General features: G+C 59.1%; 22 protein-coding genes and 1 tRNA gene. 9 read left to right on the top strand and 14 right to left on the bottom strand.

Annotation, left to right across the window (positions count from 1 at the left end; genetic code table 11):
* Nucleotides 1–25: 25 nt before the first annotated feature.
* The 3 genes from ACQZ5K_RS00310 to ACQZ5K_RS00300 form a co-directional block, all read right to left on the bottom strand.
* The gene (locus ACQZ5K_RS00310; RefSeq protein WP_003524348.1) at nt 26–1,018 is read right to left on the bottom strand and encodes a BMP family lipoprotein; all 993 of its coding nucleotides are present in this window, start codon (nt 1,016–1,018) and stop codon (nt 26–28) included.
* A 214-nt stretch (nt 1,019–1,232) separates the two neighbouring features.
* On the bottom strand, nt 1,233–1,883 hold the full coding sequence (gene msrA / locus ACQZ5K_RS00305; RefSeq protein ID WP_020812546.1) for a peptide-methionine (S)-S-oxide reductase MsrA: 651 nt from the start codon (nt 1,881–1,883) through the stop codon (nt 1,233–1,235).
* A gap of 75 nt (nt 1,884–1,958) precedes the next feature.
* The gene (locus ACQZ5K_RS00300; RefSeq protein ID WP_059758969.1) at nt 1,959–2,276 is read right to left on the bottom strand and encodes a hypothetical protein; all 318 of its coding nucleotides are present in this window, start codon (nt 2,274–2,276) and stop codon (nt 1,959–1,961) included.
* Between the two features lie 220 nt (nt 2,277–2,496).
* Between ACQZ5K_RS00300 and ACQZ5K_RS00295 the strand changes: the two genes are divergently transcribed.
* From ACQZ5K_RS00295 to dnaJ, 3 genes are all read left to right on the top strand, one after another.
* A tRNA-Ser gene (locus ACQZ5K_RS00295) sits at nt 2,497–2,586 on the top strand.
* Nucleotides 2,587–2,895: 309 nt separating this feature from the next.
* A complete protein-coding gene (dnaK, locus tag ACQZ5K_RS00290) occupies nt 2,896–4,797 on the top strand; it encodes a molecular chaperone DnaK (RefSeq protein WP_448739351.1) in 1,902 nt (633 codons plus the stop codon).
* Between the two features lie 90 nt (nt 4,798–4,887).
* Nucleotides 4,888–6,024, top strand: coding sequence for a molecular chaperone DnaJ (dnaJ, locus tag ACQZ5K_RS00285; RefSeq protein WP_448739350.1), 1,137 nt, complete (start codon nt 4,888–4,890; stop codon nt 6,022–6,024).
* Nucleotides 6,025–6,091: 67 nt separating this feature from the next.
* Here dnaJ and ACQZ5K_RS00280 read toward each other — a convergent pair whose 3' ends face one another.
* The 9 genes from ACQZ5K_RS00280 to polA form a co-directional block, all read right to left on the bottom strand.
* Nucleotides 6,092–6,643 carry a DUF924 family protein gene (locus ACQZ5K_RS00280; RefSeq protein ID WP_448739349.1) on the bottom strand — a complete coding sequence of 184 codons (552 nt, stop codon included), beginning with the start codon at nt 6,641–6,643 and terminating at the stop codon, nt 6,092–6,094.
* Between the two features lie 13 nt (nt 6,644–6,656).
* Entirely contained in the window at nt 6,657–6,869 is a 213-nt protein-coding gene (locus ACQZ5K_RS00275; RefSeq protein WP_059759493.1) for a SlyX family protein, read from the bottom strand.
* 148 nt (nt 6,870–7,017) lie between these two features.
* Nucleotides 7,018–8,523 (bottom strand): tripartite tricarboxylate transporter permease, encoded by a 1,506-nt coding sequence (locus ACQZ5K_RS00270; protein ID WP_059758961.1) that lies wholly within the window; start codon nt 8,521–8,523, stop codon nt 7,018–7,020.
* 9 nt (nt 8,524–8,532) lie between these two features.
* On the bottom strand, nt 8,533–8,994 hold the full coding sequence (locus ACQZ5K_RS00265; RefSeq protein ID WP_035240376.1) for a tripartite tricarboxylate transporter TctB family protein: 462 nt from the start codon (nt 8,992–8,994) through the stop codon (nt 8,533–8,535).
* A 99-nt stretch (nt 8,995–9,093) separates the two neighbouring features.
* Nucleotides 9,094–10,077, bottom strand: coding sequence for a tripartite tricarboxylate transporter substrate-binding protein (locus tag ACQZ5K_RS00260; protein ID WP_003524332.1), 984 nt, complete (start codon nt 10,075–10,077; stop codon nt 9,094–9,096).
* A 198-nt stretch (nt 10,078–10,275) separates the two neighbouring features.
* Entirely contained in the window at nt 10,276–11,622 is a 1,347-nt protein-coding gene (locus ACQZ5K_RS00255; protein WP_448739348.1) for a sigma-54-dependent transcriptional regulator, read from the bottom strand.
* On the bottom strand, nt 11,619–13,421 hold the full coding sequence (locus ACQZ5K_RS00250) for a sensor histidine kinase (RefSeq protein WP_448739347.1): 1,803 nt from the start codon (nt 13,419–13,421) through the stop codon (nt 11,619–11,621). Before ACQZ5K_RS00250 ends, ACQZ5K_RS00255 begins: the two co-directional genes overlap by 4 nt.
* A gap of 187 nt (nt 13,422–13,608) precedes the next feature.
* Nucleotides 13,609–13,794, bottom strand: coding sequence for a 50S ribosomal protein L32 (gene rpmF, locus ACQZ5K_RS00245; protein WP_003507205.1), 186 nt, complete (start codon nt 13,792–13,794; stop codon nt 13,609–13,611).
* Between the two features lie 266 nt (nt 13,795–14,060).
* Nucleotides 14,061–17,060 carry a DNA polymerase I gene (gene polA, locus ACQZ5K_RS00240; RefSeq protein WP_448739346.1) on the bottom strand — a complete coding sequence of 1,000 codons (3,000 nt, stop codon included), beginning with the start codon at nt 17,058–17,060 and terminating at the stop codon, nt 14,061–14,063.
* 415 nt (nt 17,061–17,475) lie between these two features.
* On the opposite strand from polA, the gene ACQZ5K_RS00235 reads away from it, so the two are divergent.
* Both ACQZ5K_RS00235 and ACQZ5K_RS00230 read left to right on the top strand, forming a co-directional pair.
* The gene (locus tag ACQZ5K_RS00235) at nt 17,476–17,910 is read left to right on the top strand and encodes a MarR family winged helix-turn-helix transcriptional regulator (protein ID WP_035259662.1); all 435 of its coding nucleotides are present in this window, start codon (nt 17,476–17,478) and stop codon (nt 17,908–17,910) included.
* A gap of 166 nt (nt 17,911–18,076) precedes the next feature.
* Nucleotides 18,077–19,468 (top strand): dipeptidase, encoded by a 1,392-nt coding sequence (locus ACQZ5K_RS00230; protein WP_448739345.1) that lies wholly within the window; start codon nt 18,077–18,079, stop codon nt 19,466–19,468.
* A gap of 402 nt (nt 19,469–19,870) precedes the next feature.
* Here the strand turns inward: ACQZ5K_RS00230 and ACQZ5K_RS00225 are convergent, their stop codons facing one another.
* Entirely contained in the window at nt 19,871–20,080 is a 210-nt protein-coding gene (locus ACQZ5K_RS00225) for a cold-shock protein (protein WP_003492998.1), read from the bottom strand.
* Nucleotides 20,081–20,550: 470 nt separating this feature from the next.
* Between ACQZ5K_RS00225 and ACQZ5K_RS00220 the strand changes: the two genes are divergently transcribed.
* From ACQZ5K_RS00220 to ACQZ5K_RS00210, 3 genes are all read left to right on the top strand, one after another.
* On the top strand, nt 20,551–21,009 hold the full coding sequence (locus ACQZ5K_RS00220; protein ID WP_448739344.1) for a YbaK/EbsC family protein: 459 nt from the start codon (nt 20,551–20,553) through the stop codon (nt 21,007–21,009).
* 146 nt (nt 21,010–21,155) lie between these two features.
* Nucleotides 21,156–23,450 (top strand): transglycosylase domain-containing protein, encoded by a 2,295-nt coding sequence (locus ACQZ5K_RS00215; protein WP_448739343.1) that lies wholly within the window; start codon nt 21,156–21,158, stop codon nt 23,448–23,450.
* A 289-nt stretch (nt 23,451–23,739) separates the two neighbouring features.
* Nucleotides 23,740–24,468, top strand: a complete 729-nt coding sequence (locus ACQZ5K_RS00210; RefSeq protein WP_137452537.1) for a sugar transferase — start codon at nt 23,740–23,742, stop codon at nt 24,466–24,468.
* Between the two features lie 95 nt (nt 24,469–24,563).
* Here ACQZ5K_RS00210 and ACQZ5K_RS00205 read toward each other — a convergent pair whose 3' ends face one another.
* On the bottom strand, nt 24,564–25,139 hold the full coding sequence (locus ACQZ5K_RS00205; protein ID WP_059758943.1) for a c-type cytochrome: 576 nt from the start codon (nt 25,137–25,139) through the stop codon (nt 24,564–24,566).
* A gap of 149 nt (nt 25,140–25,288) precedes the next feature.
* On the opposite strand from ACQZ5K_RS00205, the gene ACQZ5K_RS00200 reads away from it, so the two are divergent.
* Nucleotides 25,289–26,044 carry a 3-deoxy-manno-octulosonate cytidylyltransferase gene (locus ACQZ5K_RS00200; RefSeq protein ID WP_059758939.1) on the top strand — a complete coding sequence of 252 codons (756 nt, stop codon included), beginning with the start codon at nt 25,289–25,291 and terminating at the stop codon, nt 26,042–26,044.
* Nucleotides 26,045–26,055 lie beyond the last annotated feature (11 nt).

Genomic DNA, 26,055 nt, shown 5'->3' with positions numbered 1-26,055 from the left:
TCATGCGCCCCCGTTACATATCATATCATTTCGGGCAGGAATTATCCGCCATATAGTCATGAACCTTGACGGCGCCGGAGATGATATCGGCCTTCGCCTTGTCCACGGCAGCGGTCATTTCCGGCGTGATCAGGGCCTTGTTGTTGTCGTCGACCGCGTAGGCGACGCCATCTTCCTTGACGCCGAGGGCAACGATGCCGGGGGTGAACTTATCGTCCTTGGCATCCTTGTAGGCATTGTAGACGGCCAGATCGACGCGCTTGACCATGGAGGTCAGAACCGAACCCGGATGCAGATGGTTCTGGTTGGAATCGACGCCGATCGAGAACTTCTTGTTGTCGGCGGCGGTCTGCAGCACGCCGATACCGGTCGCACCGGCTGCCGCGTAAATCACGTCCGCACCCTGGTCGATCTGGTTCTTGGTGAGTTCGCCGCCGCGCACCGGATCGTTCCAGGCAGCACCCGTGGTGCCGGTCATGTTCTGGAAGACTTCAATCTTGTCGTTGGCAGCCTTGGCACCCTGTGCATAACCACAGGCGAACTTACGGATCAGCGGAATATCCATGCCGCCGATGAAGCCGACCTTGCCGGTCTTGGAGGCCATGCCCGCCAGAAGACCGACGAGATAGGAGCCTTCGTGCTCCTTATAGACGACCGAGCGGACATTCGGCAGTTCGACGACGGAATCGACGATGACGAACTTGGTGTCGGGGAATTCGGCTGCGACCTTTTCCATGGCCGAGGTCCAGGCGAAGGAAACGGCAACGACCGGATTGAAGCCCTTGCTCGCAAAGTTGCGGATGGCCTGTTCGCCCTGCGTGTCGCTGGTCGGTTCGAAATCGCGGAACTCGATGCCCGTTTCTGCCTTGAACTTTTCAGCGCCGGCCGCAGCGGCTTCGTTGAACGATTTGTCGAACTTGCCGCCCGTGCCATAGACCAGCGCCGGTTTGATATCGGCGGCGAGCGCGGAAGCCGACATTGCGGCGAGCGCAAAAAGCGTCAGAAGGGATTTTTTCATTGTGCAGCCCTGTTGTTGCAATTGATATTTTAAGGGTCCTCCCGCAATCCCGTTGACCGGGAATGTCTGCGGAACCGCCAGCCGTTTTCCCGGCTGTGCTTGCCTCATATCCTTGCATGGCTCAATGAAAAATTCATCCGGTTTTTTTGACCCGGTGGAAAAACTTTATTCTGGCGCTTTTTTGGTCTTTCCACCGGGGCGACCTGCAAAAAATCTAGTCGATATTGCAGCTTACGCCGGTTCCCCTCAGGCCGCAGTAGCCGCCAGGGTTCTTGGCAAGATATTGCTGATGGTAGTCTTCAGCGTAATAAAACTTTTCCAGCGGCCCGATCTCGGTGGTGATGGCGCTGCCATGGCCGGCCTCGTCCAAAGCCTGTTGAAAAGCATCGCTCGCCTTCTGCGCCTGCTGCAACTGCCCTTCCGTCGTCGCGTAAATGGCGGAACGGTAGGTCGTGCCGACATCGTTGCCCTGCCGCATCCCTTGTGTCGGATCATGCTCCTCGAAGAATATCTTCAGCAGGCCCGAGAGCGAGATCACGGCCGGATCGTAGACAACCTTGACCACTTCGGCGTGGCCCGTCTGGCCCGTCGTCGTCTCCTGATAGGTGGGGTTGCGGGTGAAGCCGCCGGCATAACCCACCGCTGTCACCCACACACCCGGCGTTTTCCAGAACAACCGTTCCGCACCCCAGAAGCAGCCCATGCCGAGATAGATGGTTTCAAGTCCGTCCGGATAAGGCCCCTTCAAGGGCCGGCCATTGACGAAATGGGCTTCCGGCACCGCAAGCGCCTCTTCACGGCCGGGCAAGGCGGTTTCTTCGGTCGGCATCGTCGTTTTTTTTGAAAGCGTATCGAACAGGAACATTCGGTCCTCCATGCGGCCAGTTCCGCCGCTTCTCATGGTTCACGTCTGCGGGCGCCTAATTGGACAGACACGAGGTCAGGCCGACAAACGCCTCATCGCCTTGTGTTTCCTGTAACCCGCCATCCAGCAGAGCAGGGAAAGCGCCAGGGAAACGGCAAATGCGGGCACCGCCGACAGGGCATTTTCAATGAAGCGCCACGCTTCAGGGTGAATATAGTGAGCCATGGCCGCTTCCACCATGGTACGGGAAGCAGGAAGAAGATAGTTCCAGACGGACAGGATGCCGGTGATGTTGACCGAGGATGTGGAAACCGAGCGGATCGAATCGAGCACGCCCAGAAAAACCGCCGCAACGAGGAAAAGAAAGCTCAAAAACCGCAAAAAAGCTTTCATCAGGGACACCTCGCTTACGATCTGCCGGTCAGACAGCCATATTTTGAAATCTATAATGCATCGATAAAGGCGGGAAAACCGGTTTGCAATCGCATCGGAACACAGGAAATTGCCGACATTTCAAAAAACTGTCAGATTCGTGTTGATCCCTGCGAATTCATCGGTATATATCGCGCCGTTCCAGTGATTTGCATTCTTCAAAACATGCAGATTTGAAAAAGGACAGGTGGCCGAGTGGTTTAAGGCGCACGCCTGGAACGCGTGTGTGCGTGAAAGCGTACCGTGGGTTCGAATCCCACCCTGTCCGCCATTTCACCCCACCCCGATGCCGTTAAAAGCGAACCTCACCGGTTCGCCCACCGCGATGCCGACCGACGGCGCCGTGTAGCACACAAGTCGCGTTTTCCCTCTTCCGCAAGCCGTGATGGCTATGCTTCTGCACAGACAGGGGTTTCTTGCGCTTTTTTGCTGCGCTTCCCCCTCTCTTGCGCCTTGCAGCAGGAAAAATCGCTCCTTATATACGCCGCAGAACTGCAGCAAATACTGCAAATCCAAGTCAAGGAGCTGCCACAAGAATGCCTCACGGGGTTCCGACAGCTCGCTTCAAGGAGAGAAGAGCATGGCAAAAGTAATCGGTATCGACCTTGGCACGACCAATTCCTGCGTTGCAGTGATGGACGGCAAGGACACGAAAGTAATTGAAAACGCGGAAGGCGCGCGTACCACGCCGTCCATGGTGGCATTTTCCGACGATGGCGAACGCCTTGTCGGCCAGCCGGCCAAGCGCCAGGCGGTCACCAACCCGACCAACACCCTGTTTGCGGTCAAGCGCCTCATCGGCCGCCGTTATGAAGACCCGACCGTCGAAAAGGACAAGGCTCTGGTCCCCTTTGAAATCGTCAAGGGTGACAATGGCGACGCATGGGTGAAGGCGCAGGACAAGCCCTATTCCCCTTCGCAGATTTCCGCGATGATCCTTCAGAAGATGAAGGAAACGGCTGAATCCTATCTCGGTGAAAAGGTCGAGAAGGCCGTCATCACGGTTCCTGCCTACTTCAACGACGCCCAGCGTCAGGCAACCAAGGATGCCGGCCGCATTGCCGGTCTGGATGTTCTGCGCATCATCAACGAGCCGACTGCGGCAGCACTTGCCTATGGCCTCGACAAGAAGGACGGCAAGACGATTGCCGTTTACGACCTTGGCGGCGGCACCTTCGATATTTCCGTTCTGGAAATCGGCGACGGCGTCTTCGAAGTGAAGTCCACCAATGGCGATACCTTCCTTGGCGGTGAAGACTTTGACATGCGTCTGGTCGAATATCTGGCCGGCGAGTTCAAGAAGGATCAGGGCATAGACCTGAAGAACGACAAGCTCGCCCTGCAGCGCCTCAAGGAAGCTGCGGAAAAGGCAAAGATCGAACTTTCGTCCTCGCAGCAGACCGAAATCAACCTGCCGTTCATCACGGCCGATGCTTCCGGTCCGAAGCACCTGACGCTGAAGCTGACCCGCGCCAAGTTCGAAAGCCTGGTCGACGATCTGGTGCAGCGCACCGTCGCACCGTGCAAGGCAGCACTCAAGGATGCCGGCGTTTCCGCTTCCGAGATCGATGAAGTCGTTCTCGTCGGTGGCATGAGCCGCATGCCAAAGGTGCAGGAAGTCGTCAAGCAGCTGTTCGGCAAGGAGCCGCACAAGGGCGTGAACCCGGATGAAGTGGTCGCCATGGGCGCCGCCATTCAGGCCGGCGTTCTGCAGGGTGACGTCAAGGACGTTCTGCTGCTCGACGTGACCCCGCTGTCGCTCGGCATCGAAACGCTGGGTGGCGTCTTCACCCGTCTGATCGATCGCAACACGACGATCCCGACGAAGAAGAGCCAGACCTTCTCGACCGCTGAAGACAACCAGTCGGCCGTGACCATCCGCGTTTCGCAGGGCGAGCGCGAAATGGCGCAGGACAACAAGCTGCTCGGCCAGTTCGACCTCGTTGGCCTGCCGCCGTCGCCGCGTGGCGTTCCGCAGATCGAAGTTACCTTCGATATCGACGCCAATGGCATCGTGCAGGTTTCGGCGAAAGACAAGGGCACCGGCAAGGAACAGCAGATCCGCATCCAGGCTTCCGGCGGTCTCTCCGACGCCGACATCGAGAAGATGGTGAAGGACGCCGAAGCCAATGCCGAAGCCGACAAGAAGCGTCGTGCGGGTGTGGAAGCCAAGAACCAGGCTGAAAGCCTCATCCACTCCACCGAAAAGTCGGTGAAGGAATATGGCGACAAGGTTTCCGAGACCGACCGCAAGGCGATCGAAGACGCCATTGCCAGCCTGAAGACCGCCGTCGAAGCCGCTGAGCCGGATGCAGACGACATTCAGGCCAAGACCCAGACCCTCATGGAAGTTTCCATGAAGCTCGGTCAGGCCATCTACGAGGCACAGCAGGCCGAGGCCGGTGATGCTTCCGCAGAAGGCAAGGATGACGTCGTCGATGCCGACTATGAAGAAATCAAGGACGATAAGAAGTCCGCATAATAGCGCGACTTCCCGACTCCTCACACCATATGCAAGACATCCGGCTGCCGACGTGCAGCCGGAAATCCATTTGCGGGGCTTGTTAACTTAATGGCGAAAGCAGACTTTTACGAAACACTTGGCGTCAGCAAGACCGCGGACGAAAAAGAGCTGAAAAGCGCCTTCCGCAAACTCGCGATGAAATACCATCCGGACAAGAACCCGGACGATGCCGATTCCGAACGGAAATTCAAGGAAATCAACGAAGCCTATGAAACGCTGAAGGACCCGCAGAAGCGCGCGGCCTATGACCGTTTCGGCCACGCCGCATTTGAAAATGGCGGCATGGGCGGCGGTGGCGGCTTTGGCGGCGGCGGTTTCGCCAATGGCGGCTTCTCGGATATTTTCGAAGACATCTTCGGCGAGATGATGGGCGGCGGCCGTGCGCGCCGCTCTTCCGGCGGACGCGAGCGCGGCGCCGACCTTCGCTACAACATGGAAATCACGCTGGAAGAGGCCTTCACCGGCAAGACGGCGCAGATCAGGGTTCCGACCTCGATCACCTGCGATGTCTGTTCCGGCTCGGGTGCAAAGCCCGGCACGCAGCCGAAGACCTGCACGACCTGTCAGGGTTCCGGCCGCGTGCGTGCGGCGCAGGGCTTCTTCTCGGTGGAGCGCACCTGCCCCACCTGCCATGGTCGCGGGCAGACGATCTCCGATCCCTGCGGCAAGTGCCACGGTCAGGGCCGTGTAACCGAAGAGCGTTCGCTTTCCGTCAACATTCCCTCGGGCATCGAGGACGGTACCCGCATTCGCCTGCAGGGCGAAGGCGAGGCCGGCATGCGTGGCGGCCCGGCGGGCGATCTCTATATCTTCCTGTCCGTGCGTCCGCATGAATTCTTCCAGCGCGACGGCGCCGACCTTTATTGCACCGTACCGATTTCCATGACCACGGCGGCACTTGGCGGCACTTTCGATGTCACGACGCTCGATGGCACCAAGTCGCGCGTTACGGTTCCGGAAGGAACCCAGCCGGGCAAGCAGTTCCGTCTGAAGGGTAAGGGCATGCCGGTGCTGCGTTCGGCACAGACGGGCGACCTCTATATCCAGATCCAGATCGAAACGCCGCAGAAACTCAGCAAGCGTCAGCGCGAGCTGTTGCAGGAGTTCGAGCAGCTCTCCTCCAAGGAGAATAATCCGGAATCGACGGGCTTCTTCGCCCGGATGAAGGAATTCTTCGACGGCTGACTGTCGCCGCTCCCATGCCTTTAGAACGCCGCCACCCTTCGGGACTGGCGGCGTTTTCGTTTCCGGCTCAGCCGGAAAAGCCGCCTTCATCCAGATATTGCCGTTCCGCCGGCGTCGTTTCCCGCAGCAATATGTGGTTGCGATGCGGAAAGCGGCCGAAACGCTCGACGATATCGCGATGTTCTTCGGCATGGTGAAGATAAAGCCCGCCAAGCGGCTGGTTCAGGTCGCAGGCGCGCCGCTGGGCCTTGATATCTTCCGCATGGGAAAAGGGCAGATAGAAGAAAACGCGCAAATCCCCGCCCATCGCCCGATCGTGGCCACGGCGAATGGCCTCGTCGGCAAAGAGCCGTGCCAGCGGGTCGGTTGCATACATGTGAGCGGTGCCGCGAAAGCAGTTGCGCGGAAACTGATCCAGCAGAAGCATCAGCGCGAGACTGCTTTCCGCGCCCTCCAGCCAGTCGTCCAGCTCACGCCGTGCTGCTGCAAAATGGGCATCACGGAAACGGTCGTGAAAGTGGTTGTCGAAGGCGGCATCCTTGTCGAACCACTTGTCCGGTCCGGCTTTCTTCCAGAAATCGACGATATCGGCGGCCAGCGCGGCGGTGTCGTTTTTCATTGGCTCTTCCCTGTCAATAATGCGGCGGTCGAGTGATCGCGGGCGCGTCCAGCGATTGCTCCTCCAGGCTCAGGAACCTCTCCGTCAGGCGGTCGAGCTTGGCGCGGGTCTGCTCCACCACCTTCCACTGTTCCGCCAGCTGATCGGAGAGCTCCTCTATCACCTTCGCCTGATGCGCGGCCGTCTCCTCGAGCGCGATGATCCGTTTTTCGGTTTCCGACGTCATATCGACCTCTCTTTCCAGCCCTTCCTTGGGCCTAAAAGCGCCTGAGTCAACCATATGTCGCTTTGGTGAAGCGAATTCGTCATGGCAATCCAGAAACGGAAAAAGCCGGCGATGTTTCCATCGCCGGCATCCGAGTTCTTGGCATTCCTCAGTCTTCTTCTACGAAAACCTCTTCGCGCTTCTTCTTCACGCTGGGCAGGAAGACGACGATCAGCACGGCCAGAGCAATGAAAAGCAGAGTGGCGCTGATCGGCCGGGTGACGAAGGTGGTCGGATCGCCGCGCGACAGGATCATGGCGCGGCGCAGGTTCTCCTCCAGCAGCGGCCCAAGCACGAAGCCCAGGAGCAGCGGCGCCGGCTCGCAGCGCAATTTCACCAGCACGTAACCGATGAAGCCGAAGAAGGCGACGGCATAGAGATCGAAGACGTTGGAATTGACGCTGTAGACCCCGATGGCGCAGAAAGCCATGATGATGGGGAACAGCACATAATAGGGCACCGTCAGAAGCTTCACCCACAGCCCGATCAGCGGCAGGTTCAGGATGACGAGCATCAGGTTGCCGATCCACATGGAGGCGATGATGCCCCAGAACAGCGCCGGCTGTTCGGTTGCGACGTTCGGACCCGGCACGATACCCTGAATGATCATCGCGCCGATCATCAGCGCCATCACCGGATTGGCGGGAATGCCGAGCGTGAGCAGCGGGATGAAGGAGGTCTGCGCGCCGGCATTGTTGGCGGATTCCGGACCGGCCACGCCGGCAACCGCACCATGCCCGAATTCCTCCGGGTTCTTGGAGACGCGTTTTTCCACGGTATAGGAAGCGAAGGCCGCAAGGATCGCGCCGCCGCCCGGAAGAATGCCGAGAGCGGAACCAATGACCGTGCCGCGCAGCACCGGGGCGATCATTTTCCTGAAATCCTCCCGTGTCGGCATCAGCCCGCTGACCTTGGCGATCAGCACCGAACGGGTGCGCTCGTTTTCGAGATTGCGCAGGATTTCGGCGATACCGAAGACGCCGACGGCCACAGCCACGAAGTTCAGACCGTCGGCATATTCGCGGATGCCGAGGGTGAAACGCGGTGTACCGCTATAGATATCGGTGCCCACCAAACCCAGCAGCAGGCCCAGCACGACCATGGCCAGCGCCTTGACGATGGAGCCATGGGCAAGCGCAATGGATGAAACGAGGCCGACGACCATCAGCGAAAAATATTCCGCCGCGCCGAATTCCAGCGCAATCGCCGTCAGGGGCGGCGCGAAGATCGCCACGAGGAAGGTGGAAACCGTGCCGGCAAAGAACGAGCCGATGGCGGCAATGGCGAGTGCGGCGCCCGCCTTGCCCTTGCGCGCCATCTGGTAACCATCGATGGCGGTGACGGCAGATGACGATTCGCCGGGCATATTGATCAGGATAGCCGTGGTCGAGCCGCCATATTGCGCGCCGTAATAAATGCCGGCGAGCATGATCAGAGACGAGACAGGCTCAAGCTGGAAGGTAATCGGCAGCAGCATGGCGATGGTCGCCGTCGCGCCGATGCCGGGCAGCACACCGATCAGGGTGCCGAGCAGCACGCCGATCAGGCAGAAGAACAGGTTTGCCAGCGAAGATGCCGTGACGAAACCGAGAGCGAGATTATCGAGCAAATCCATCACGGCACCTCAAAATTTAAGCCAGGGGCCGAAGCGCTGGAACGGCAGGCCGAGACCGTAGTTGAAAACAGCGACGGAAAAGACCGTGATGGCCGCGGAAAGAATGACCGCCATGAGCGGGCTCATCTTGTGCGAGGCGAAGGCTGCGATAAGGGCGCTGAAAAAAAGCGCCGGAACGAAACCTAGACCCCGGACAGTGAAACCGAAGAAGATCGGCGCGGGCAGGATGAAGAATATGCCCCGCCAGGCGATTGCTCCGATACCTTCTCCGGCCGGGCGGGCTGAGCGCAGAAATATGACGCCACCGAGCAGGATCAGGATGATTGCCAACACGAGCGGGAAATAGCCCGGCCCCATGCGAAAAGCGGTTCCGATCTCCAGCCCATAAGACTGCAAGGCGAAAAAGACGCCAAGTCCCATGAAAATTGCCCCGCAGACTGCCTCGGCAGGGTCATTAAATAACGACTTCATGAAAGATGCCTCTCCACCGCGGCCGGCATCACACCGGTCCGTCTGTTAAAATGATCACGGTCGACCGGCGGCGAGACACCGCCGGTCATTCCGCGTTCATCAGTCGGCATATTGGCCGGCAGCTTCGATCACCGGCTTCCAGCGCGCGATTTCGCTTTCAAGCTTGGCCTTCAGCGCCGCAGGCGTCGCATCGCTTTCCGAGGAGGGCGTGGTGCCGAGTTCGGCAAAACGAGCCGCGACATTCTTGTCCTTCAGCGCGACCTGCAGCGACTTGGAGAGCTTTTCGTTGATTTCCGCAGGCGTGCCCTTCGGCGTATAGATGCCGTGCCAGATACCCACTTCAAGCTTCGGCAGGCCAGCTTCAACAACAGTCGGCACATCCGGCAGCACGTCCAGCCGCTTGGCCGTGGTCACGGCATAGGCTTTCACGGTTCCGCCCTGGATCTGCTTGGTGGTGTTGGTGGTCTGGTCGCACATGATGTCAACCTGGCCGCCGAGCAGATCGGTCATGGCCGGACCGGTGCCCTTATAGGGAACAGTGACGAGCGGGGTTTCGATGGCGCTCATGAACAGCATGCCGCACAGATGAGAGGCAGCGCCGATGCCGGCATTGGCGACGGTGACCTTGTCCTTGTTCGCCTTGGCGTATTCGATCAGACCTTTCAGATCCGTCGTCTCGAGGTTCTTGCGCGACAGGATGGTCATCGGCACTTCGGTGACCAGGCCGACATATTCGAAGGCGTTCAGCGTGTCATAAGCGAGCTTGCGGTAGAGCGTGGCGCTTGTCGCCATGCCGATATGGTGGAGAAGAACGGTGTAGCCGTCCGGATCGGACGATGCCACACGACCAGCACCCAGCGTACCGCCTGCGCCACCGACATTTTCAACGATGATCTGCTGGCCTAGGTCCTTCGACATGGATTCAGCGACAAGACGCGCGACCGTATCCGTCGGGCCGCCGGCGGCAAAGGGCACGACCATGGTGATGTTGCGCTCGGGATAGTTCTGAGCGGATGCGGACAGCGCAAAAAGGGAAACGGCAGCGGCGGCAGCAAGGCCGGTGACTGTCTTCAGTATTTTCATCGATTCCTCCCGGATGAAAATGTTTCGCCACTTCAGCCGCGCATGCTCCTCCATGGCGACCGGGGTGAGATATTTGCGATCCGGGATCACCGTTCAGCAATGGCGGTCTTGTTGTGAGGTGCGCTTTTATTGTTATCCCGGACGGCAATGGGTGGATTTCTACCCATAGGGGCTCATCCATGGGTGGAAATCCACCCATCAGACCTCGGTCATGTGCCGGTGCAGCCCGTATTTCTGCATTTTTTCATAGAGCGTTTTGCGCGAAATGCCGAGATTCTCATAAACGGATTTCAGATTTCCGCCATGTGCGGCGATTGCATGTGCGATCAGGCTTTTTTCATAAGCCGCAACCCGTGCGGAAAGGGCCGCTTTTCCGTCATCCTGAAACGACAGCGAAGCTTCGGAAACATCGCTTTCCAGACCGAGAACGAAGCGGTCTGCGGCATTGCGCAATTCACGCACATTGCCCGGCCACTCGCGCAGGGAGACGGCCGAAAGCAGACTTTGCGGCACCTCCGTGTCTTCCCGCCCGTAACGGGCAGCGGCTTCCCGCACGAGATGCAGGAAAAGTAGCGGTATATCTGCGCTGCGCTGTGAGAGCGATGGCACGAGAAGTGTCGCCACGTTGAGCCGATAAAGAAGATCGGCACGGAACCGGCCAGCCGCGACTTCCTGTTCCAGATCGACCTTGCTGGTGGCGATGAAACGGACATCGAGTTCGACCGTTTCATTCGAGCCGAGACGGGTAATCACCCTTTCCTGCAGGACACGCAGGAATCGGCCCTGCAATTCGAAGGGCATGGAGCCGATCTCATCCAGCAATATGGTGCCGCCGCGAGCATGTTCGAACTTGCCGTAGCGCGGGCGCAGCGCTCCGGGAAACGCACCGGCCTCATGGCCGAATAGTTCACTTTCAATCAGTGTCTGCGGAAGGGCGGCGCAATTGATCGCCACGAAGGGCCGGTTGGCTCTGGCGCTGATATCGTGAAGCGCCCGCGCCACGACCTCCTTGCCCGCGCCCGTGTCACCGACGATCAGCGTATCGGCGTCCGTCGCGCCAATGGCGCGGATACGATACCGCAGATCGACCATGATCTGGGTTCTGCCGGGCAGACGCGTTTCGAGATCGTCATGCTTGCCCGCTACCGCCTTGAGGCGGCGGTTTTCCAGTACCAGTGCCCGCCGGTCATTCGCCCTTTTGATGATGCCGGCGAGATATTGCGGCGTGAACGGCTTTTCGATGAAATCATAGGCGCCATTGCGCATGGCGTTGACGGCGAGCTGCACATCGCCATGGCCCGTCATCAGGATGACAGGTATTTCAGGATCGAGCTCCCGCACCTTCTGCAGCAGCGTCATGCCATCCATGCCCGGCATCCTGATGTCGCTGACCACGACACCGTCGAAGCTGTAGCCGATGAGTTCGAGTGCATGTTCTGCGCTTGCGAGCATGGTGACGGCAAAACCGGAAAGCTCCAGCGCCTGCGCGGTGGAAAAGCGCAGCTCTTCCTCATCGTCGATCAACAGAACCCGCGACATGGTCATTCCGCAGCCGCCTCCACGCGCCAGGCGGCGGCTGGCAATTCGATCTCGAACTCCGCCCCGCCATCTTCATGGTTTCTGACGCGGAGCTGGCCGCCAAAATCCTTGATGATGTTATAGGAGATGGACAGGCCAAGACCGAGGCCGCGCCCCACACCCTTGGTGGTGAAGAAGGGATCGAAAATGCGTTCTGAAATCGCCGCCGGCACGCCCGGACCGCGATCACGAATGAAAATCGACACCGACTGGCCATGCTGCAAGGCCCTCAGCGCAATGCGGCGATCCTCGCGCCCCTCCACCGCATCGGCAGCATTGGAGATGATGTTGACGAGCACCTGCTGCAGCCGCACCGGGCCGGCCTTCACGGCAAGCGGCACCCGACCGAGATCCACATCCAGCACCGCATCGGCGGCCTTCAGGCGCGCACCGACGATTTCGAGCGTATCGCGAAGGACGGCTTCCAGACTTACCGCGGCCATTTTTTCATTGGGCTTGCGGGCGAAATTCCTGAGATGCTTGCTGATGGAGGCCATGCGATCGATAAGGCCCGAAATGCGCCTGAGGTTTTCCGTCACCTCCTCCAGCCGTCCCCGCTCCACGAGAAGCGAGGCGTTTTCGGCGTAATTCTTGGCGGCTGCAAGCGGCTGGTTGAACTCATGCGACAACGCTGCCGACATCTGCCCGAGCGCTGCGAGCTTGCCCGCCTGCACCAGATCGTTCTGCATCTTGCGCAATTGTTTTTCCGTCTGGCGGCGTTCGGCGATTTCGTGCTCGATCTCCTGATTGACCCGCGCCAGATCGGCCGTGCGCTCCTCCACCCGGCGTTCCAGTTCCGCCTGCGCCTCCGCCTGATGCGTCAGGCGCTCCCGCAGACGACGACGCCTTTGCAGCATGGCGGCGATGAGGGCGGCAGCAAGACACAGGCAGAGGATGATGGCTATCATCGCCGTCTTTACCTGCGTTCGGAGCGAACCCGTGTCCATCAGCACGCTGACTGTCCAGCCCGCGTCCGGCATCGGCTGCGACAGGACCATATACTCCCTTTCACCGTCATCCTGGCTGATGGTCATCAGCTGATGCGAACCGAAATTGCCGTTTTTCAGGGGCAATTCCTTAAGGGTGGCATTGGCGTAGCGGCGGGAAGCCTCGGTTCGCGCCAGCCTTTCGGGTGTCAGCGGCATCAGGCCGGAATAAAGCCATTGCGGCGTTCCGGTCATGAAGATGATGCCTTCCGGGTCCGATACCAGAATTCGGTTCTCGCCATCGCCGAATGACGCTTCTATGCCTTCAATATCGACCTTGAAGACGATGACGCCCTTGATCTCCTCGTTGAAGAGAATGGGCGCTGAAAAATAATAGCCACGCTTGTGGGAGGTGGTGCCAAGCGCGAAGAAGCGTGACTGAAAGCCTTTGGCGGCATCCTGAAAATAGGGACGGTAGCTGAAATTCTCACCGACGAAACTTGTCGGACCATCATAGTTGCTGGCGGCGATCGTCTCCCCGTCCAGCGTGATGATGTAGATATCGGAGGATTCCAGCAGGGTGTTGATGGATTTGAGGTAGATATTGGCGCGCTGGCGCAGTTCGGCATCCTTGGGATGTGCGACCAGTTCCTCAATATCGTCGTGATCGGCAATCAGGGCCGGCAGCGGCTCGTAACGGTTCAAAAGCCCGCCGAGGGCGGAAACGGCCAGCCGCAGCGTCGTGCGGCCCTGCTCGGACATTTCGCCGAAATAGCTTTCCGCGATGATACCGCCACCTCTCGTCACGGCGCCATAACCGAGACCGAGGCTGAGAAGCATCAATAAAATCCAGCGATATTTCACCGAAGCTCCCCTCCTGTTGCAGGCGTCGAAACCTGCTCTCCCTGAAAGAGTGTAGGAGGAGTGGCCGAATTTTCCAAGTGAGCGGAAAAGGCAGGTGGACGGTCCTGAAAACAAAAAACCGGCCACGAGGACCGGTTTTTTGCAAAGATGATTTCAGAAAAGCTTATGCGCTTTCCTTCGGCGTCAGAACCTGACGGCCGCGATACATACCGGTCTTCAGATCGATATGGTGCGGACGGCGCAGTTCGCCGGAGTTCTTGTCTTCAACGTAGGTCGCAGACTTGAGACCGTCAGCCGAGCGGCGCATACCGCGCTTGGACGGGCTTGTTTTTCTTTTTGGTACAGCCATTTTTGTTACTCCACTTAAGCGGCGAAACAACGGAACCGGCCAGAACCAAAGGCCGAATGTCGGATGTCTCGATATCGGAAATTTGGCGCGCTTATACATGCCCAAACGGGCTTTGACCAGCCCTGACGCACATTTTTTCCGATTCAAAGGAATCAGCGCGGCAAGCCACCCTCATGCATCGCAAATCACGGCTCACATCTTATCGAAAACGACACGCTCGTTGAAGTGGTTCATGTCCCGGAATTCACAGAAAGCCGGCTCGCCAGTCAGTGCGCCTCATCCCAATTGTCAGCCGCGCGGGCATCCACTTTCAGCGGCACCTTCATGGAAATCGCGGGCATGGCCGCGTTTTCCATAACGGAGACGACGACCGGCAAGGTCTTTTCGATTTCCGCATCCTCGACTTCGAAGATGAGTTCGTCGTGCACCTGCAAAAGCATGCGGGCGGAAAGCTTTTCCGCCTCCAGCGCAGGCTCGATACGAACCATCGCCCGGCGGATGATATCGGCGGCCGAGCCCTGGATCGGCGCGTTGATGGCCGCGCGCTCGTTGAAGGCTTTTACCGAAGGGTTGGAAGAGCGGATTTCCGGATAATGGGCGCGGCGGCCGAAAATCGTTTCGACATAACCGTTTTCGCGGGCGAAGGCTTTGGTTGCCTCCATGTAGTCGCGAATGCCGGGAAAGCGCTCGAAATATTTCTTGATATAGTCGCCGGCTTCGGAGCGGGCGATGCTGAGCTGGTTAGCGAGACCAAAGGCGGAAATGCCGTAGATGATGCCGAAGTTGATGGCCTTCGCACGGCGACGTACTTCCGACGGCATGCCTTCCACCGGCACACCGAACATTTCCGACGCCGTCATGGCGTGAATGTCGATGCCGTTTTCAAAGGCGTTGCGAAGCTGCGGAATATCGGCGACATGGGCCAGCACGCGCAGTTCGATCTGGCTGTAATCGGCCGACAGAAGCTTGTGACCGGGCGTGGAGATGAAAGCCGTGCGGATCTTGCGGCCTTCGGCGGTGCGAACCGGGATGTTCTGAAGGTTCGGCTCCGAGGAGGACAGACGCCCCGTGGTGGTGGAGGCGAGCGCATAGGAAGTATGCACCCGTTTCGTCTCGGGATGGATATATCCGGGCAGCGCATCCGTATAGGTCGATTTCAGCTTCGTCAGCTGCCGCCAGTCGACGATCTTGCGCGGCAGTTCGGCGCCTTCCGCCGCGAGATCTTCGAGAACCTGCGCCGATGTCGACCATTGCCCGGTCTTGGTTTTGGAACCGCCCGGCAGGCCCATCTTGCCAAACAGAATATCGCCGAGCTGCTTTGGCGAGCCGATGTTGAAACGCTCGCCCGCCAGCTCGTAGATTTCCTCTTCGAAGGACGCGGCCTTCTGGGCGAGTTCGCCGGAAAGACGCGAGAGAATCTGCCGGTCGACGGTGATGCCGCGCTCTTCCATATGCGCCAGAACCGGCACGAGGGGGCGCTCCAGCCGCTCATAAACCCTGGTCAGCCGTTCCGAGACAAGCCTCGGCTTCAGCGCCATCCAGAGCCGCAGGGTGACATCGGCATCTTCCGCAGCATAAGCGGTCGCCTTGTCGATATCGACAAAATCGAAGGTGACGCTCGACTTGCCCGATCCCGCCACGTCCTTATAGGCGATCGGCGTGTGGCCGAGCCAGCGTTCGGACAGCGAATCCATGCCATGCGTGGCCTTGCCGGCCTCGAGGACATAAGAAATCAGCATCGTGTCGTCGAAGCTCTGCATGACGACGCCGTGGCGTTTCATCAGCAGATAGTCATATTTCAGGTTCTGGGCGACCTTCAGAACGGCTTCGTCCTCGAGCAGGTCCTTCAGGCGCGCCAGCGCCTCGGCAAAGGGCACCTGCCCTTCGGCCAGTTTGATGCCATCGCTGAAGAGATCGCCGCCGGAACCGGTCTTGTGCGTCAAAGGAACATAAGCGGCCCGGATATCGGTGCCCGTGGCATCCTTGCCATTATCGGCAATGGCCAGAGAAAAACCGACAAGTTCCGCCTGCATCGGGTCGAGCGAGGTCGTTTCCGTATCGAAGGCGACAACGCCTGTCTCCCGGGCCGCCGCGATCCAGCGGTCGAGCGTCGCAAGGTCCCTGATCGTCAGATAGGCGGTCGTATCGATCTTGGCGGCGGAAAAAAGCGCCTGTCGCGCTGTGGCGAGGTCAGCGGGTGCGCTGCCCTCCCCCGTTACTTTCCTTGCCGGAGCGGCAGGCAAAGCCGTAGCGCCGGCGGCGCTAGTGGCCACTTCGCCAGCGTTCACGACAGCGGCCGGCGCATCGAGATCGGGACCATGGGCATCGGCACCCCATTGTACCGGCACATTGGCAGGGTCGATGGCGGAAGCGTCGGTTTCGGTCGCCTCGGCCACCCGGCGTGTCAGCGTCGTGAACTCCATCGCCTTCAGGAAGGCGATCAGTTTCGGCCCATTCTGCGGTTCGAGCACCAGCGCTTCGAGAGACTGATCCAGTGGCACATCGGTTCTGAGCGCCACGAGCTGTCTGGAAAGACGGGCAAGCTCCGCATTGGCGATGATATTTTCCCGGCGCTTCTGCTGCTTGATTTCGCCTGCCCGCGCCAGCAGCGTATCGAGATCGCCGTATTCCTCCAGCAATTGCGCCGCCGTCTTCGGCCCGATGCCCGGAATGCCCGGAACATTATCGGTGGAATCGCCGGTCATCGCCTGCAGGTCGATCATCTTTTCGGGGCCCACGCCCCACTTTTCGACAACGTCCGGAATGCCGATCTGCTTGTCCTTCATGGCGTCGTACATATGTACATTGGCCGTAACGAGCTGCATCAGATCCTTGTCGGAGGAGATAATGGTGACATCGGCGCCGATCGCCTCGGCCTGCCGGGCATAGGTGGCGATGATATCGTCCGCCTCGAAGCCTTCCGTCTCGATGCAGGGAAGGTTGAAGGCGCGCGTCGCCTCACGGATCAGACCGAATTGCGGCACCAGATCTTCGGGCGGCGCGGTGCGGTTGGCCTTGTAGAGATCATAAAGTTCGTTGCGGAAGGTCTTCGACGAATAGTCGAAAATCACCGCAAAATGGGTCGGCGTCACGCCGACATCGGTATTGCGCGCATCCTTCAGCAGCTTCCACAACATGTTGCAGAAGCCGGAGACGGCGTTGACCGGCAGCCCGTCCGACTTGCGGTTCAGCGGCGGGATTGCATGGAAGGCCCGGAAAATGAAACCGGAACCGTCAACGAGGAAGAGATGATCGCCTTTTTTCATGGGTAGCATGGATAGCGCGGGGCCGTTTTGACGTCTACCGAAACTTCGCACAACGCACCGTAAAGAGCGGGGAATGAGGCGGTAGCACAGGCCTTCAAAATTCACCTGAACGTTACCGATTTGTAATCCGCCCTTCCCTTGAAAAGCCGCATTTGCAGACACATTTCATAAGGGACGGCGCCTGATCACGCCGTAGTCTGATAGCTGGCTCGTCCCCCGCCGCGTCAGACCGGACAAAGGCCTTTCCCCCTCTCCGGGCCTTTGTCCTCCAATATGACCGCCATGGCCGACCCCTCCCGGCCATGGCGGTTTTATTTTATGCTCCGTTTCGGGCTGGCTTAAACATATCATGCGATATATATCGCGCTATCGAATTGCCGGGCTGAGCCGGCCGTGATGCTTTATGGGCGGAAAAATGGGTTTTTCCCGGGACGAATCGGCAATCTATCTCGCTTCGAAAATGGCGCGCGAATTCACCATGGCGCTGCAGAAAAGAGCCGCCGCCCTGGGTTTCTCGCCCGGACAATTCCCCATCCTCATCGAACTCTGGCATGAGGACGGCCTGACCCAGAGACAATTGCTCGATAGAATCGATGTCGAACAGGCGACGCTCGCCAATACGCTCTCGCGCATGGAACGCGACGGGCTGATCGTCCGCAAATCCCATCCCAGCGACCGCCGTGCCCAGATCATCGAACTGACCCAGCGCGGCAGGGATCTGGAAGCCAACGCCATTGCCGCCTCCGAAGCCACCGAAGACGCGCTGCTCAAGGATTTCCGGCGTTTCGAGAGACAGCTTCTGCTGGAATATATGCGCCGGGCGATCGAAAGCGCCAAAAAAGCGAAATAGCATTTACAGCCCGAAACCGCTTCGCACTTTCCCTGAACTGCTCTATCGTTCCAGCGGCCGCGCGTTTGCCGATTCACGACGCGCCGGCCCCCTTGTTTCCCGCGATGCGCGATGCCCGGATGTTTCGTCTTATCGCCGGGTCACGACAGACATGACAGGATCAGCGATGACAGACGTTTCCCCCATTCTTTCCACCGCCGACGATAATCTCACCTCCAGCCTTGAGCGACTGTTCGAGCTTGTACGCATTCCGTCGATTTCGACGGACCCCGCTTACAAGGCGGAATGCCGCAAGGCGGCGGAGTGGCTGGTCAGAACGCTTTCAGCGCTCGGCTTTGCGGCCTCCGTGCGCGATACCGCCGGCCACCCCATGGTCGTGGCGCATCACGATGCAGCCACCAAGGACGCGCCGCATGTGCTTTTCTACGGCCATTATGACGTCCAGCCGGTCGATCCGCTTGAGCTCTGGGAAAACGATCCGTTCGAACCCGCCGTCAAGGATATCGGCGCCGGCCGACAGGTGATTACCGGACGCGGAACGGCGGACGACAAGGGCCAGCTGATGACCTTCGTGGAAGCCTGCCGGGCGTACAAGGCTGTCAATGGCGGCCTGCCGGTGCGCGTCACCATTCTTTTTGAAGGCGAAGAGGAATCCGGCTCACCGTCGCTGAAGCCTTTCCTCGAAGCCAATGCGGAAGAACTGAAGGCCGATTATGCGCTGGTCTGCGATACCGGCATGTGGGACCGGGATACACCCGCCATTGCCGCAGCCCTTCGCGGCCTGGTCGGTGAGGAAGTCGTCATCACCGCGGCCGACCGCGATCTGCATTCCGGTCTGTTCGGTGGGGCGGCGGCAAACCCCATCCATATCCTCACCGATATTCTCGCTGGTCTGCATGACGAGACCGGCCGGGTAACTCTTTCAGGCTTTTATGACGGCGTGGAAGAAACCCCAGCCAACATCAAGGCCTCCTGGGAAACGCTGGGCCGCACGGCCGAAGCCTTCCTCGGCGAAGTCGGCCTTTCGGTTCCCTCGGGCGAAAAGGGCCGCTCCGTGCTGGAGCAGACCTGGGCGCGGCCAACGGCGGAAGTCAACGGCATTATCGGCGGCTATACCGGCGATGGTTTCAAGACCGTGATCGCCGCCAAGGCCTCCGCCAAGGTGTCCTTCCGCCTCGTCGGCGAGCAGGATCCTGCGGCCATTCGTGAAAGCTTCCGGGCCTATGTGCGCTCGAAGATTCCCGCCGATTGCTCCGTGGAGTTCCACGAACATGGCGGTTCACCCGCCATCCAGCTGTCCTACGACTCGCCCGTGCTGACCAAAGCCAAAAACGCGCTTTCGGAGGAGTGGCCGAAACCTGCCGTCGTCATCGGCATGGGAGGCTCGATCCCTATCGTCGGCGATTTCCAGAAGATGCTGGGAATGGATTCGCTGCTTGTCGGCTTCGGACTTACCGATGACCGTATTCATTCGCCGAATGAAAAATACGACCTGCAGTCCTTCCACAAGGGCATTCGCTCCTGGGTCCGTATTCTCGACGCACTCGCGGCGAAATAATCCAGAAAAAGGAGGAGGCACCGAATATTCGGCACCTCCTCGTCACCTAAAACAAAAAGGCCGGGCAAGCCCGACCTTTCCATCCGTTTTCCGTCAATGCCAGTACATCCGTGGTCAAAGCGTTCAAACGGTCTGATGCTCCAGAGCGCGTCAAAGATATCGACGCTGCTTTCCGGCTCAGGATCGGCTGCTTTGGTTAATCTTTGGTTAACACAACAGCAGTGGCACTTTTAAAAGCGCCATTCCCGGCAATTCCGGTCCGGAGCACTGTTGAACCCTATATTGGTATGTGACCCGGCTTTTTCAAGGGCAACCGGTCCAGCCCCTTCCTGCAAAAGAAAAAGGCCGGAAAAATCCGGCCTTTCCATTCATGCGAATGACCCTTTAGGGCCAAAGCGCTTATCAGGCAGCAACGAGGTTGCCTGCGGACATCTTGCCCGAGCGACGATCCTGCATCAGCTCGTAGGAGAGCTTCTGGCCGTCGTTGAGGGCGGTCAGACCAGCGCGCTCAACAGCGGAGATGTGAACGAATACGTCCTGCGAACCGTCGTCAGGCTGAATGAAGCCGTAGCCCTTGGTTGCGTTGAACCACTTTACTGTACCAGTCGCCATAACGATTTCCTTCCGTTGGCAATTGTATTTGCACTGCGAGCAGTGCGGACTTGGGTCGAATTTGAAGGAAAAGATCGTCGTGAGCGTCTAAAAAGACGCCGAAGCTCTGGTCGTCAAACAAATATCGATGGCGAAGTACCTAGGTTGGAAGGGGCTGAAAGTCAAGTTTCTTTGAACACGACCATCTTGTCAGGGTTCAGCAGGGAGCCAGACAACAGGAACGCCAAAAAGCAAAAACCCGGCGCGGGAGGAGGTGCGCCGGGTTCTTGAAACTGACTGACAATTGGGAGGAGGAGTATTGTCAGTCCAATCGGGCGACGCTGGGAGGAGGAGTGCGTCGCTTCGATGATTTGAAGATACAGGATCGCCGCTTAAAAAACAGACGTTTCATCGCAGCGCAGCATTGCGCATAATGCATAGCTGTTTCGAGGTGACTTGAAGCTTCTCCGCGTAACGCCTAATAAATACGCATGTCTATCGAATCCGTCAGAGCCTTTTTCACCGAAAAGTCGCCCGGGGTTGCCGTGATCGAAACCGAAACGAGTTCGGCGACGGTTGCGCTGGCCGCTGAAGCGCATGGTGTCGACCCCGACCAGATTGCGAAAACCATTTGCCTCAAGGCGGGTGAAACCATTCTTCTCGTCGTCGCCGCCGGCACGAAGCGGCTCGACAACCGCAAATTCCGCGATCATTTCGGCGCAAAGCCGCGCATGCTCGGACCGGAAGAGGTGGTTGCGGTGACCAGCCATCCCATCGGCGGCGTGTGCCCTTTCGGCCTGCCTTCCCCGCTTCCGGTGTTTTGCGACGTCTCCCTGAAAAACTATCATGAGGTCGTTCCCGCGGCCGGCGCCACCAATGCGGCGGTGAAGATTTCGCCGGAGGTGATGGCCGAGCTGACGGATGCGGAATGGGTCGACGTCTGCCAATGACGCCGATTTGATCCGGCCAGGACTTAACCCCGCCTTAAATTGCCGCATTTAAACTCTTCATCCTGGATTAAGGATCGCGCAGGCATAGAAGCCTGAAACCCAAACGGGATGCGCGCGGTTTCGCGAATAGGAGCGACTTCGGCTGGATGGCAGGCAAGGGTAAATCACGCGAACGGGTAGAACCCTCCTTCGGGGATTTCCACGAATCCGGTGATGACCTGCGCCTCGACGCCAGCGAGCGCATCAGCGGAACCACAAAGCAGCAAGCCAGAAAACCGAAGCCGACATCCGACCGCACCAAATCCAGGAAAAAAGAAAAGCGCACCCGCAGTTCCGGCCGCGGCGCGACGGGCTTCATTCGCTCCCTCGTCTATTGGTGCATCGTACTTGGCATCTGGGGCGGCATCGGTGTTGCCGGTCTCGTTCTCTATTACGGCGCACGCATGCCCAGCGCCAGCAGCTGGTCCATTCCCGAACGCCCGCCGAATGTGAAGATCGTTTCGGTGAATGGCAGCGTACTGGCCAATCGCGGCACCACCGGCGGCGAGGCGCTCGCGCTGGAAGATATGTCGCCCTATATTCCGCAGGCCGTCATGGCGATTGAGGACCGGCGGTTTTATTCGCATTTCGGGGTCGATCCGCTCGGTCTGGGACGCGCCATCGTCACGAATGTGCTGACGGGACGAACCGTGCAGGGCGGTTCGACGCTGACGCAGCAACTCGCGAAAAACCTGTTCCTCTCGCCGGATCGCACGCTGGAACGCAAGGTTCAGGAAGTGCTGCTGTCCTTCTGGCTGGAGCATAAATTCACCAAGGACCAGATTCTCGCGATGTATCTCAATCGCGTCTATTTCGGCTCCAACGCCTATGGCGTCGAGGCGGCCTCGCGGCGCTACTTCAACAAATCCGCGCGCGACGTCAATCTGGGCGAGGCGGCCATGCTGGCCGGGCTTCTTAAAGCGCCCTCGCGCCTCTCGCCGGCGCGCGATCCGCAGGCGGCGGAAGAGCGGGCGCAGGTCGTGCTGCAATCCATGCGCGATGTCGGCTTCATCACCGACGATGAAATCAAGACCGCCATGTCGCAGCCGCCGACCAAGGCGAAACGTTTCTGGTCCGGCGCCGAACATTACGCCGCCGATATGGTGCTGGAGGAAGTGCGCAACCTCGTCAGCGAGGTCAAGCAGGACATCGTCGTCGATACGACCATCGACCCTAATCTCGAGCGCGATGCCGAAAAGGCGCTGACCCACGTGCTGCAGGGTGACGGCAAGAAGCAGGGCGCTTCGCAGGCGGCGCTGGTTTCCATCGATGGCACGGGCGCGATCCGGGCCGTGGTGGGCGGGGCGGATTATGCCGAAAGCCAGTTCAACCGCGCCGCCAAGGCAAAACGGCAACCCGGCTCCGCATTCAAGCCCTTCGTTTACGTCGCCGCACTCGAATCCGGGCTCACTCCCTATACCGTTCGTAACGACGCGCCTGTTCGTATCGGCAACTGGACCCCGGAAAATTACGAGAAGAAATATCGAGGCGAAGTGACGCTCGCCACCGCGCTCGCCAATTCGCTGAACACCATTGCCGCGCAGCTGGTGATGGAAGTGGGTCCGGATCGTGTGACCCAGGTGGCGCATCGCATGGGTATCGAATCCGAGCTGCAGAACAATGCCTCCATCGCGCTCGGCACCTCGGAAGTATCGCTGATGGAGCTGACGGCCTCCTACGCCCCCTTCATGAATGGCGGCTACAAGGCGACGCCGCATATCGTCAAACGCATCACCGATGCGGATGGCAAGGTTCTTTACGAAAACAAATACGACAACCCGCCGCGCGTCCTGAGCGAAGAGATCGCCGCGACCATGAACAGCATGCTGTCGCGCGTCATTACCGAAGGCACCGGCAAGGCGGCACGGCTGCAGGGCTGGCAGGCGGCAGGAAAATCCGGCACGACGCAATCCTTCCGCGACGCCCTTTTTGTCGGCTACACAAGCAACCTGACCACCGGCGTGTGGTTCGGCAATGACGACGGCACGTCGATGAAGAAGGTCACCGGCGGCGGGCTTCCCGCAAAGGCCTGGAAAGATTTCATGACCGCCGCCCATTCGGGGCTTTCGCCCTCACCGCTCTTCGGGCTTGGCGCAGGCGGCGTGCCGCCGCTTGGGGAAATGCAGCAGCCGGCGCCGGAAAGCGCGCCCTCCTCCATCGGCGATATCATTTCCAATGCGCTCGGCGGTGGAACGGTGGATACGCGCGCCTATCCCGAAGCCCCGGTTGCGCCGAATCCGAATCAGCCCGGTGCACCGATGCCGCCGGCAAATATCCCTTCCCGCGATATCGAACCCGGCTATTCAGCCGACAACGGGCCTGTACCACCCGCCGATATCGGCGGTCAGGCGCCATCCGGACCGAAGCAGACGACCCTGCTCGATATTCTGATGGGAAACTGACGGCTTAGAGTGGTCGAAAGGCGCTTGTCTCAGGGCCGCTGGCGATTTCGCCAGCACTGCATGAAAACTCCCGATTTTGCAGGATTTGGTTCCATGCGACAGGCCGTACCCGCAGCCACGAGCGGAGAGGATGCCGACCCTGCAACATCCGCGTGCAGTCGCATTAACCGTAGATTGCCATTTGCGCGGGGGCGGTTACATTTCGGATGACTTTTTACGGTAAATGAATTATTAATCGTTCATATAATTAATTTTCTTCTATCAAAATAACTTTTCAGGGCTTTATATTATGCTGGGTACTAAAGGCTCATCGCATGCCGTTTTTTACGGTGCCTCCTATTCCGCAGCCACCACTTTCGAATCGCCGGAAACGCAACCTTCCTCTTCGGAAAAAACCGTCTCCGCATTCCTGCGCGGCCAGTTCGCGCTCAAAAGAACGATGGACATCGCAGGGGCGTCCATCGCCCTTGTCGCACTCGCGCCGGTGCTGCTCACCGTGGCAGTAATGGTCAAACTCGACAGCAGGGGACCGGTCCTGTTTTCACAGGTCCGCTGGGGCATGAACGGGCGGAAAATCCGTGTCTATAAATTCCGCTCCATGAGGACCGATCTTTGCGACGCCACCGGTGTGGCGCAAACGGTAAAGAACGACCCCAGAATAACCCGGATCGGCGCGGTTCTTCGCCGCACGAATATCGACGAACTACCGCAGCTTCTGAATGTGCTGAAAGGCGATATGTCGCTGGTCGGGCCCCGCTGCCATGCCATCGGCATGCTGGCGGCCGGCCGTCTTTATGAGGAGCTGGTGCCGCACTACCATATGCGGCACCGGGTGCGGCCGGGCATTACCGGCCTTGCCCAGATGCGGGGATTGCGCGGCCCGACGGATCGCAGCGACAAGGCGCGCGCCCGCATCGTCTCCGATCTTTATTACGTCGACAATTTTTCGCTCTGGCTGGATATCAAGATCATGGTCGGAACGGTGATTTCCGAATTGCGCGGCGGTAAGGGGTTCTGATTTTTCAGGCGCCATTGCCGCAGCCGCAATCCGGGGCTGTAAAATAAAAAGCCCGGCATCGCTGCCGGGCTTTTTTCATGAGATCATCATGACAATCAGTTTGTTGGCGCGGGAGCCGCAGCGGGATCCGGAAGCGGCGCCGGGTTTGCCGACAGCGTGCGCAGATAAGCGATGAGATCGGCGCGTTCCGTCTCCTTCTTCACGCCCGCAAAGCCCATGGCCGTGCCGGGAACGTGTTTCTTGGGAGCTTCCAGGAAGAAGCTGAGATGATCGTAATCCCAATGCACGGAACCGCCCTTGGAGAAATCCTTCATCCCTGCGGAGTAGCTGAAACCTTCATGGCTGGCGATCGGCCGGTTGACGATATCGAAGAGATTGGGGCCGACCTTGTTTGCACCACCACTCTCTCCGGTATGACAGCTCGTACACTTCTTGAAGACCGTCTCGCCCTTGGCGGCATCGGCGCTCGCAAGCAATTGCGCGATCGGCGTCGCCGCGGCAGCGGCTTCTCCGCCGGCTGCTTCGCCGCCACCCTCTGCCGCAGCAATGGCGTAACCTTCCTTTTCGGGCGCGGGCGCATGGAAAATGCCCTCAGACGCAATCGACACCGACATCAGGACGAAAACCGTGCCAAGCAACGCCCCAACGCCCATATTTACATAAGAATTCATCTATATGCGCTCCCTCGCATCCGCTTGATATAACGGGCATCTTGAAATTGCTCGAAAGCTATGGCTTTTGCACAGCCTGCGCAACTTGAATAATGCTCCCCACACCGTGACGTTTTGACACTTTTCGGGCGGGATTTGAAGGGTGTCGGATGAAGAATCGGGATTTCGAGAAAGCTGTCGTCCTCATACCGGCGCGGATGGCATCCACGCGCCTGCCGGGCAAGCCGCTCGCCGACATCGGCGGCAAGCCGATGATCGTGCAGGTGGCGCTGCGCGCGCGCGAGGCCGGCGCAGAGCGAATCGTTGTAGCCGTCGATGACGAACAGGTGTTTTCGGCCGTCAAAAATGCCGGTTTCGACGTGATGATGACGCGCGACGACCATCAATCTGGCTCGGATCGCATTTTCGAAGCGCTGCAAAAGGCCGACCCCTATGGCAAGGCGGAATATGTCATCAATGTCCAGGGCGATCTTCCGACCATCGAAGCGGAGACGATCCGCGCTTCGCTGCGGCCGCTGGAAAATGCCGCCGTCGATATTGCGACACTGACGGTCGAAATCACCGACGAGGAAGAAAAAACCAATCCGAACGTGGTGAAAGTGGTGGGCAGCCCGCTTTCCGAGTCGCGATTGCGCGCGCTTTATTTTACCCGCACCACCGCCCCTTATGGCGATGGCCCGCTTTATCATCACATCGGACTTTATACCTATCGCCGCGCCGCGCTGGAGACATTCGTGAGCCTGCCGCCCTCACCGCTGGAAAAACGCGAACGGCTGGAACAGCTGCGCGCGCTGGAAGCCGGCATGCGCATCGACGCCGAAATCGTCAGTTCCGTGCCGCTCGGCGTCGACACGCCGCACGATCTGGAAAAAGCCCGCAAAATTCTCGCAAGCAGAACCCTCTAACGGACAGTCCC

The organism is Agrobacterium sp. 22-226-1, assembly GCF_053522345.1.
Note: the sequence above shows the minus strand (reverse complement) of the source record. Positions and strands in the feature narration are given on the sequence as shown.

Excerpts from the sequence above, each read along its gene's own strand:
- ACQZ5K_RS00310 (WP_003524348.1), bottom strand. The coding sequence starts at position 1,018 with ATGAAAAAATCCCTTCTGACGCTTTTTGCGCTCGCCGCAATGTCGGCT.
- msrA (WP_020812546.1), bottom strand. The coding sequence starts at position 1,883 with ATGTTCCTGTTCGATACGCTTTCAAAAAAAACGACGATGCCGACCGAA.
- ACQZ5K_RS00300 (WP_059758969.1), bottom strand. The coding sequence starts at position 2,276 with ATGAAAGCTTTTTTGCGGTTTTTGAGCTTTCTTTTCCTCGTTGCGGCG.
- dnaK (WP_448739351.1), top strand. The coding sequence starts at position 2,896 with ATGGCAAAAGTAATCGGTATCGACCTTGGCACGACCAATTCCTGCGTT.
- dnaJ (WP_448739350.1), top strand. The coding sequence starts at position 4,888 with ATGGCGAAAGCAGACTTTTACGAAACACTTGGCGTCAGCAAGACCGCG.
- ACQZ5K_RS00280 (WP_448739349.1), bottom strand. The coding sequence starts at position 6,643 with ATGAAAAACGACACCGCCGCGCTGGCCGCCGATATCGTCGATTTCTGG.
- ACQZ5K_RS00275 (WP_059759493.1), bottom strand. The coding sequence starts at position 6,869 with ATGACGTCGGAAACCGAAAAACGGATCATCGCGCTCGAGGAGACGGCC.
- ACQZ5K_RS00270 (WP_059758961.1), bottom strand. The coding sequence starts at position 8,523 with ATGGATTTGCTCGATAATCTCGCTCTCGGTTTCGTCACGGCATCTTCG.
- ACQZ5K_RS00265 (WP_035240376.1), bottom strand. The coding sequence starts at position 8,994 with ATGAAGTCGTTATTTAATGACCCTGCCGAGGCAGTCTGCGGGGCAATT.
- ACQZ5K_RS00260 (WP_003524332.1), bottom strand. The coding sequence starts at position 10,077 with ATGAAAATACTGAAGACAGTCACCGGCCTTGCTGCCGCCGCTGCCGTT.
- ACQZ5K_RS00255 (WP_448739348.1), bottom strand. The coding sequence starts at position 11,622 with ATGACCATGTCGCGGGTTCTGTTGATCGACGATGAGGAAGAGCTGCGC.
- ACQZ5K_RS00250 (WP_448739347.1), bottom strand. The coding sequence starts at position 13,421 with ATGCTTCTCAGCCTCGGTCTCGGTTATGGCGCCGTGACGAGAGGTGGC.
- rpmF (WP_003507205.1), bottom strand. The coding sequence starts at position 13,794 with ATGGCTGTACCAAAAAGAAAAACAAGCCCGTCCAAGCGCGGTATGCGC.
- polA (WP_448739346.1), bottom strand. The coding sequence starts at position 17,060 with ATGAAAAAAGGCGATCATCTCTTCCTCGTTGACGGTTCCGGTTTCATT.
- ACQZ5K_RS00235 (WP_035259662.1), top strand. The coding sequence starts at position 17,476 with ATGGGTTTTTCCCGGGACGAATCGGCAATCTATCTCGCTTCGAAAATG.
- ACQZ5K_RS00230 (WP_448739345.1), top strand. The coding sequence starts at position 18,077 with ATGACAGACGTTTCCCCCATTCTTTCCACCGCCGACGATAATCTCACC.
- ACQZ5K_RS00225 (WP_003492998.1), bottom strand. The coding sequence starts at position 20,080 with ATGGCGACTGGTACAGTAAAGTGGTTCAACGCAACCAAGGGCTACGGC.
- ACQZ5K_RS00220 (WP_448739344.1), top strand. The coding sequence starts at position 20,551 with ATGTCTATCGAATCCGTCAGAGCCTTTTTCACCGAAAAGTCGCCCGGG.
- ACQZ5K_RS00215 (WP_448739343.1), top strand. The coding sequence starts at position 21,156 with ATGGCAGGCAAGGGTAAATCACGCGAACGGGTAGAACCCTCCTTCGGG.
- ACQZ5K_RS00210 (WP_137452537.1), top strand. The coding sequence starts at position 23,740 with ATGCTGGGTACTAAAGGCTCATCGCATGCCGTTTTTTACGGTGCCTCC.
- ACQZ5K_RS00205 (WP_059758943.1), bottom strand. The coding sequence starts at position 25,139 with ATGAATTCTTATGTAAATATGGGCGTTGGGGCGTTGCTTGGCACGGTT.
- ACQZ5K_RS00200 (WP_059758939.1), top strand. The coding sequence starts at position 25,289 with ATGAAGAATCGGGATTTCGAGAAAGCTGTCGTCCTCATACCGGCGCGG.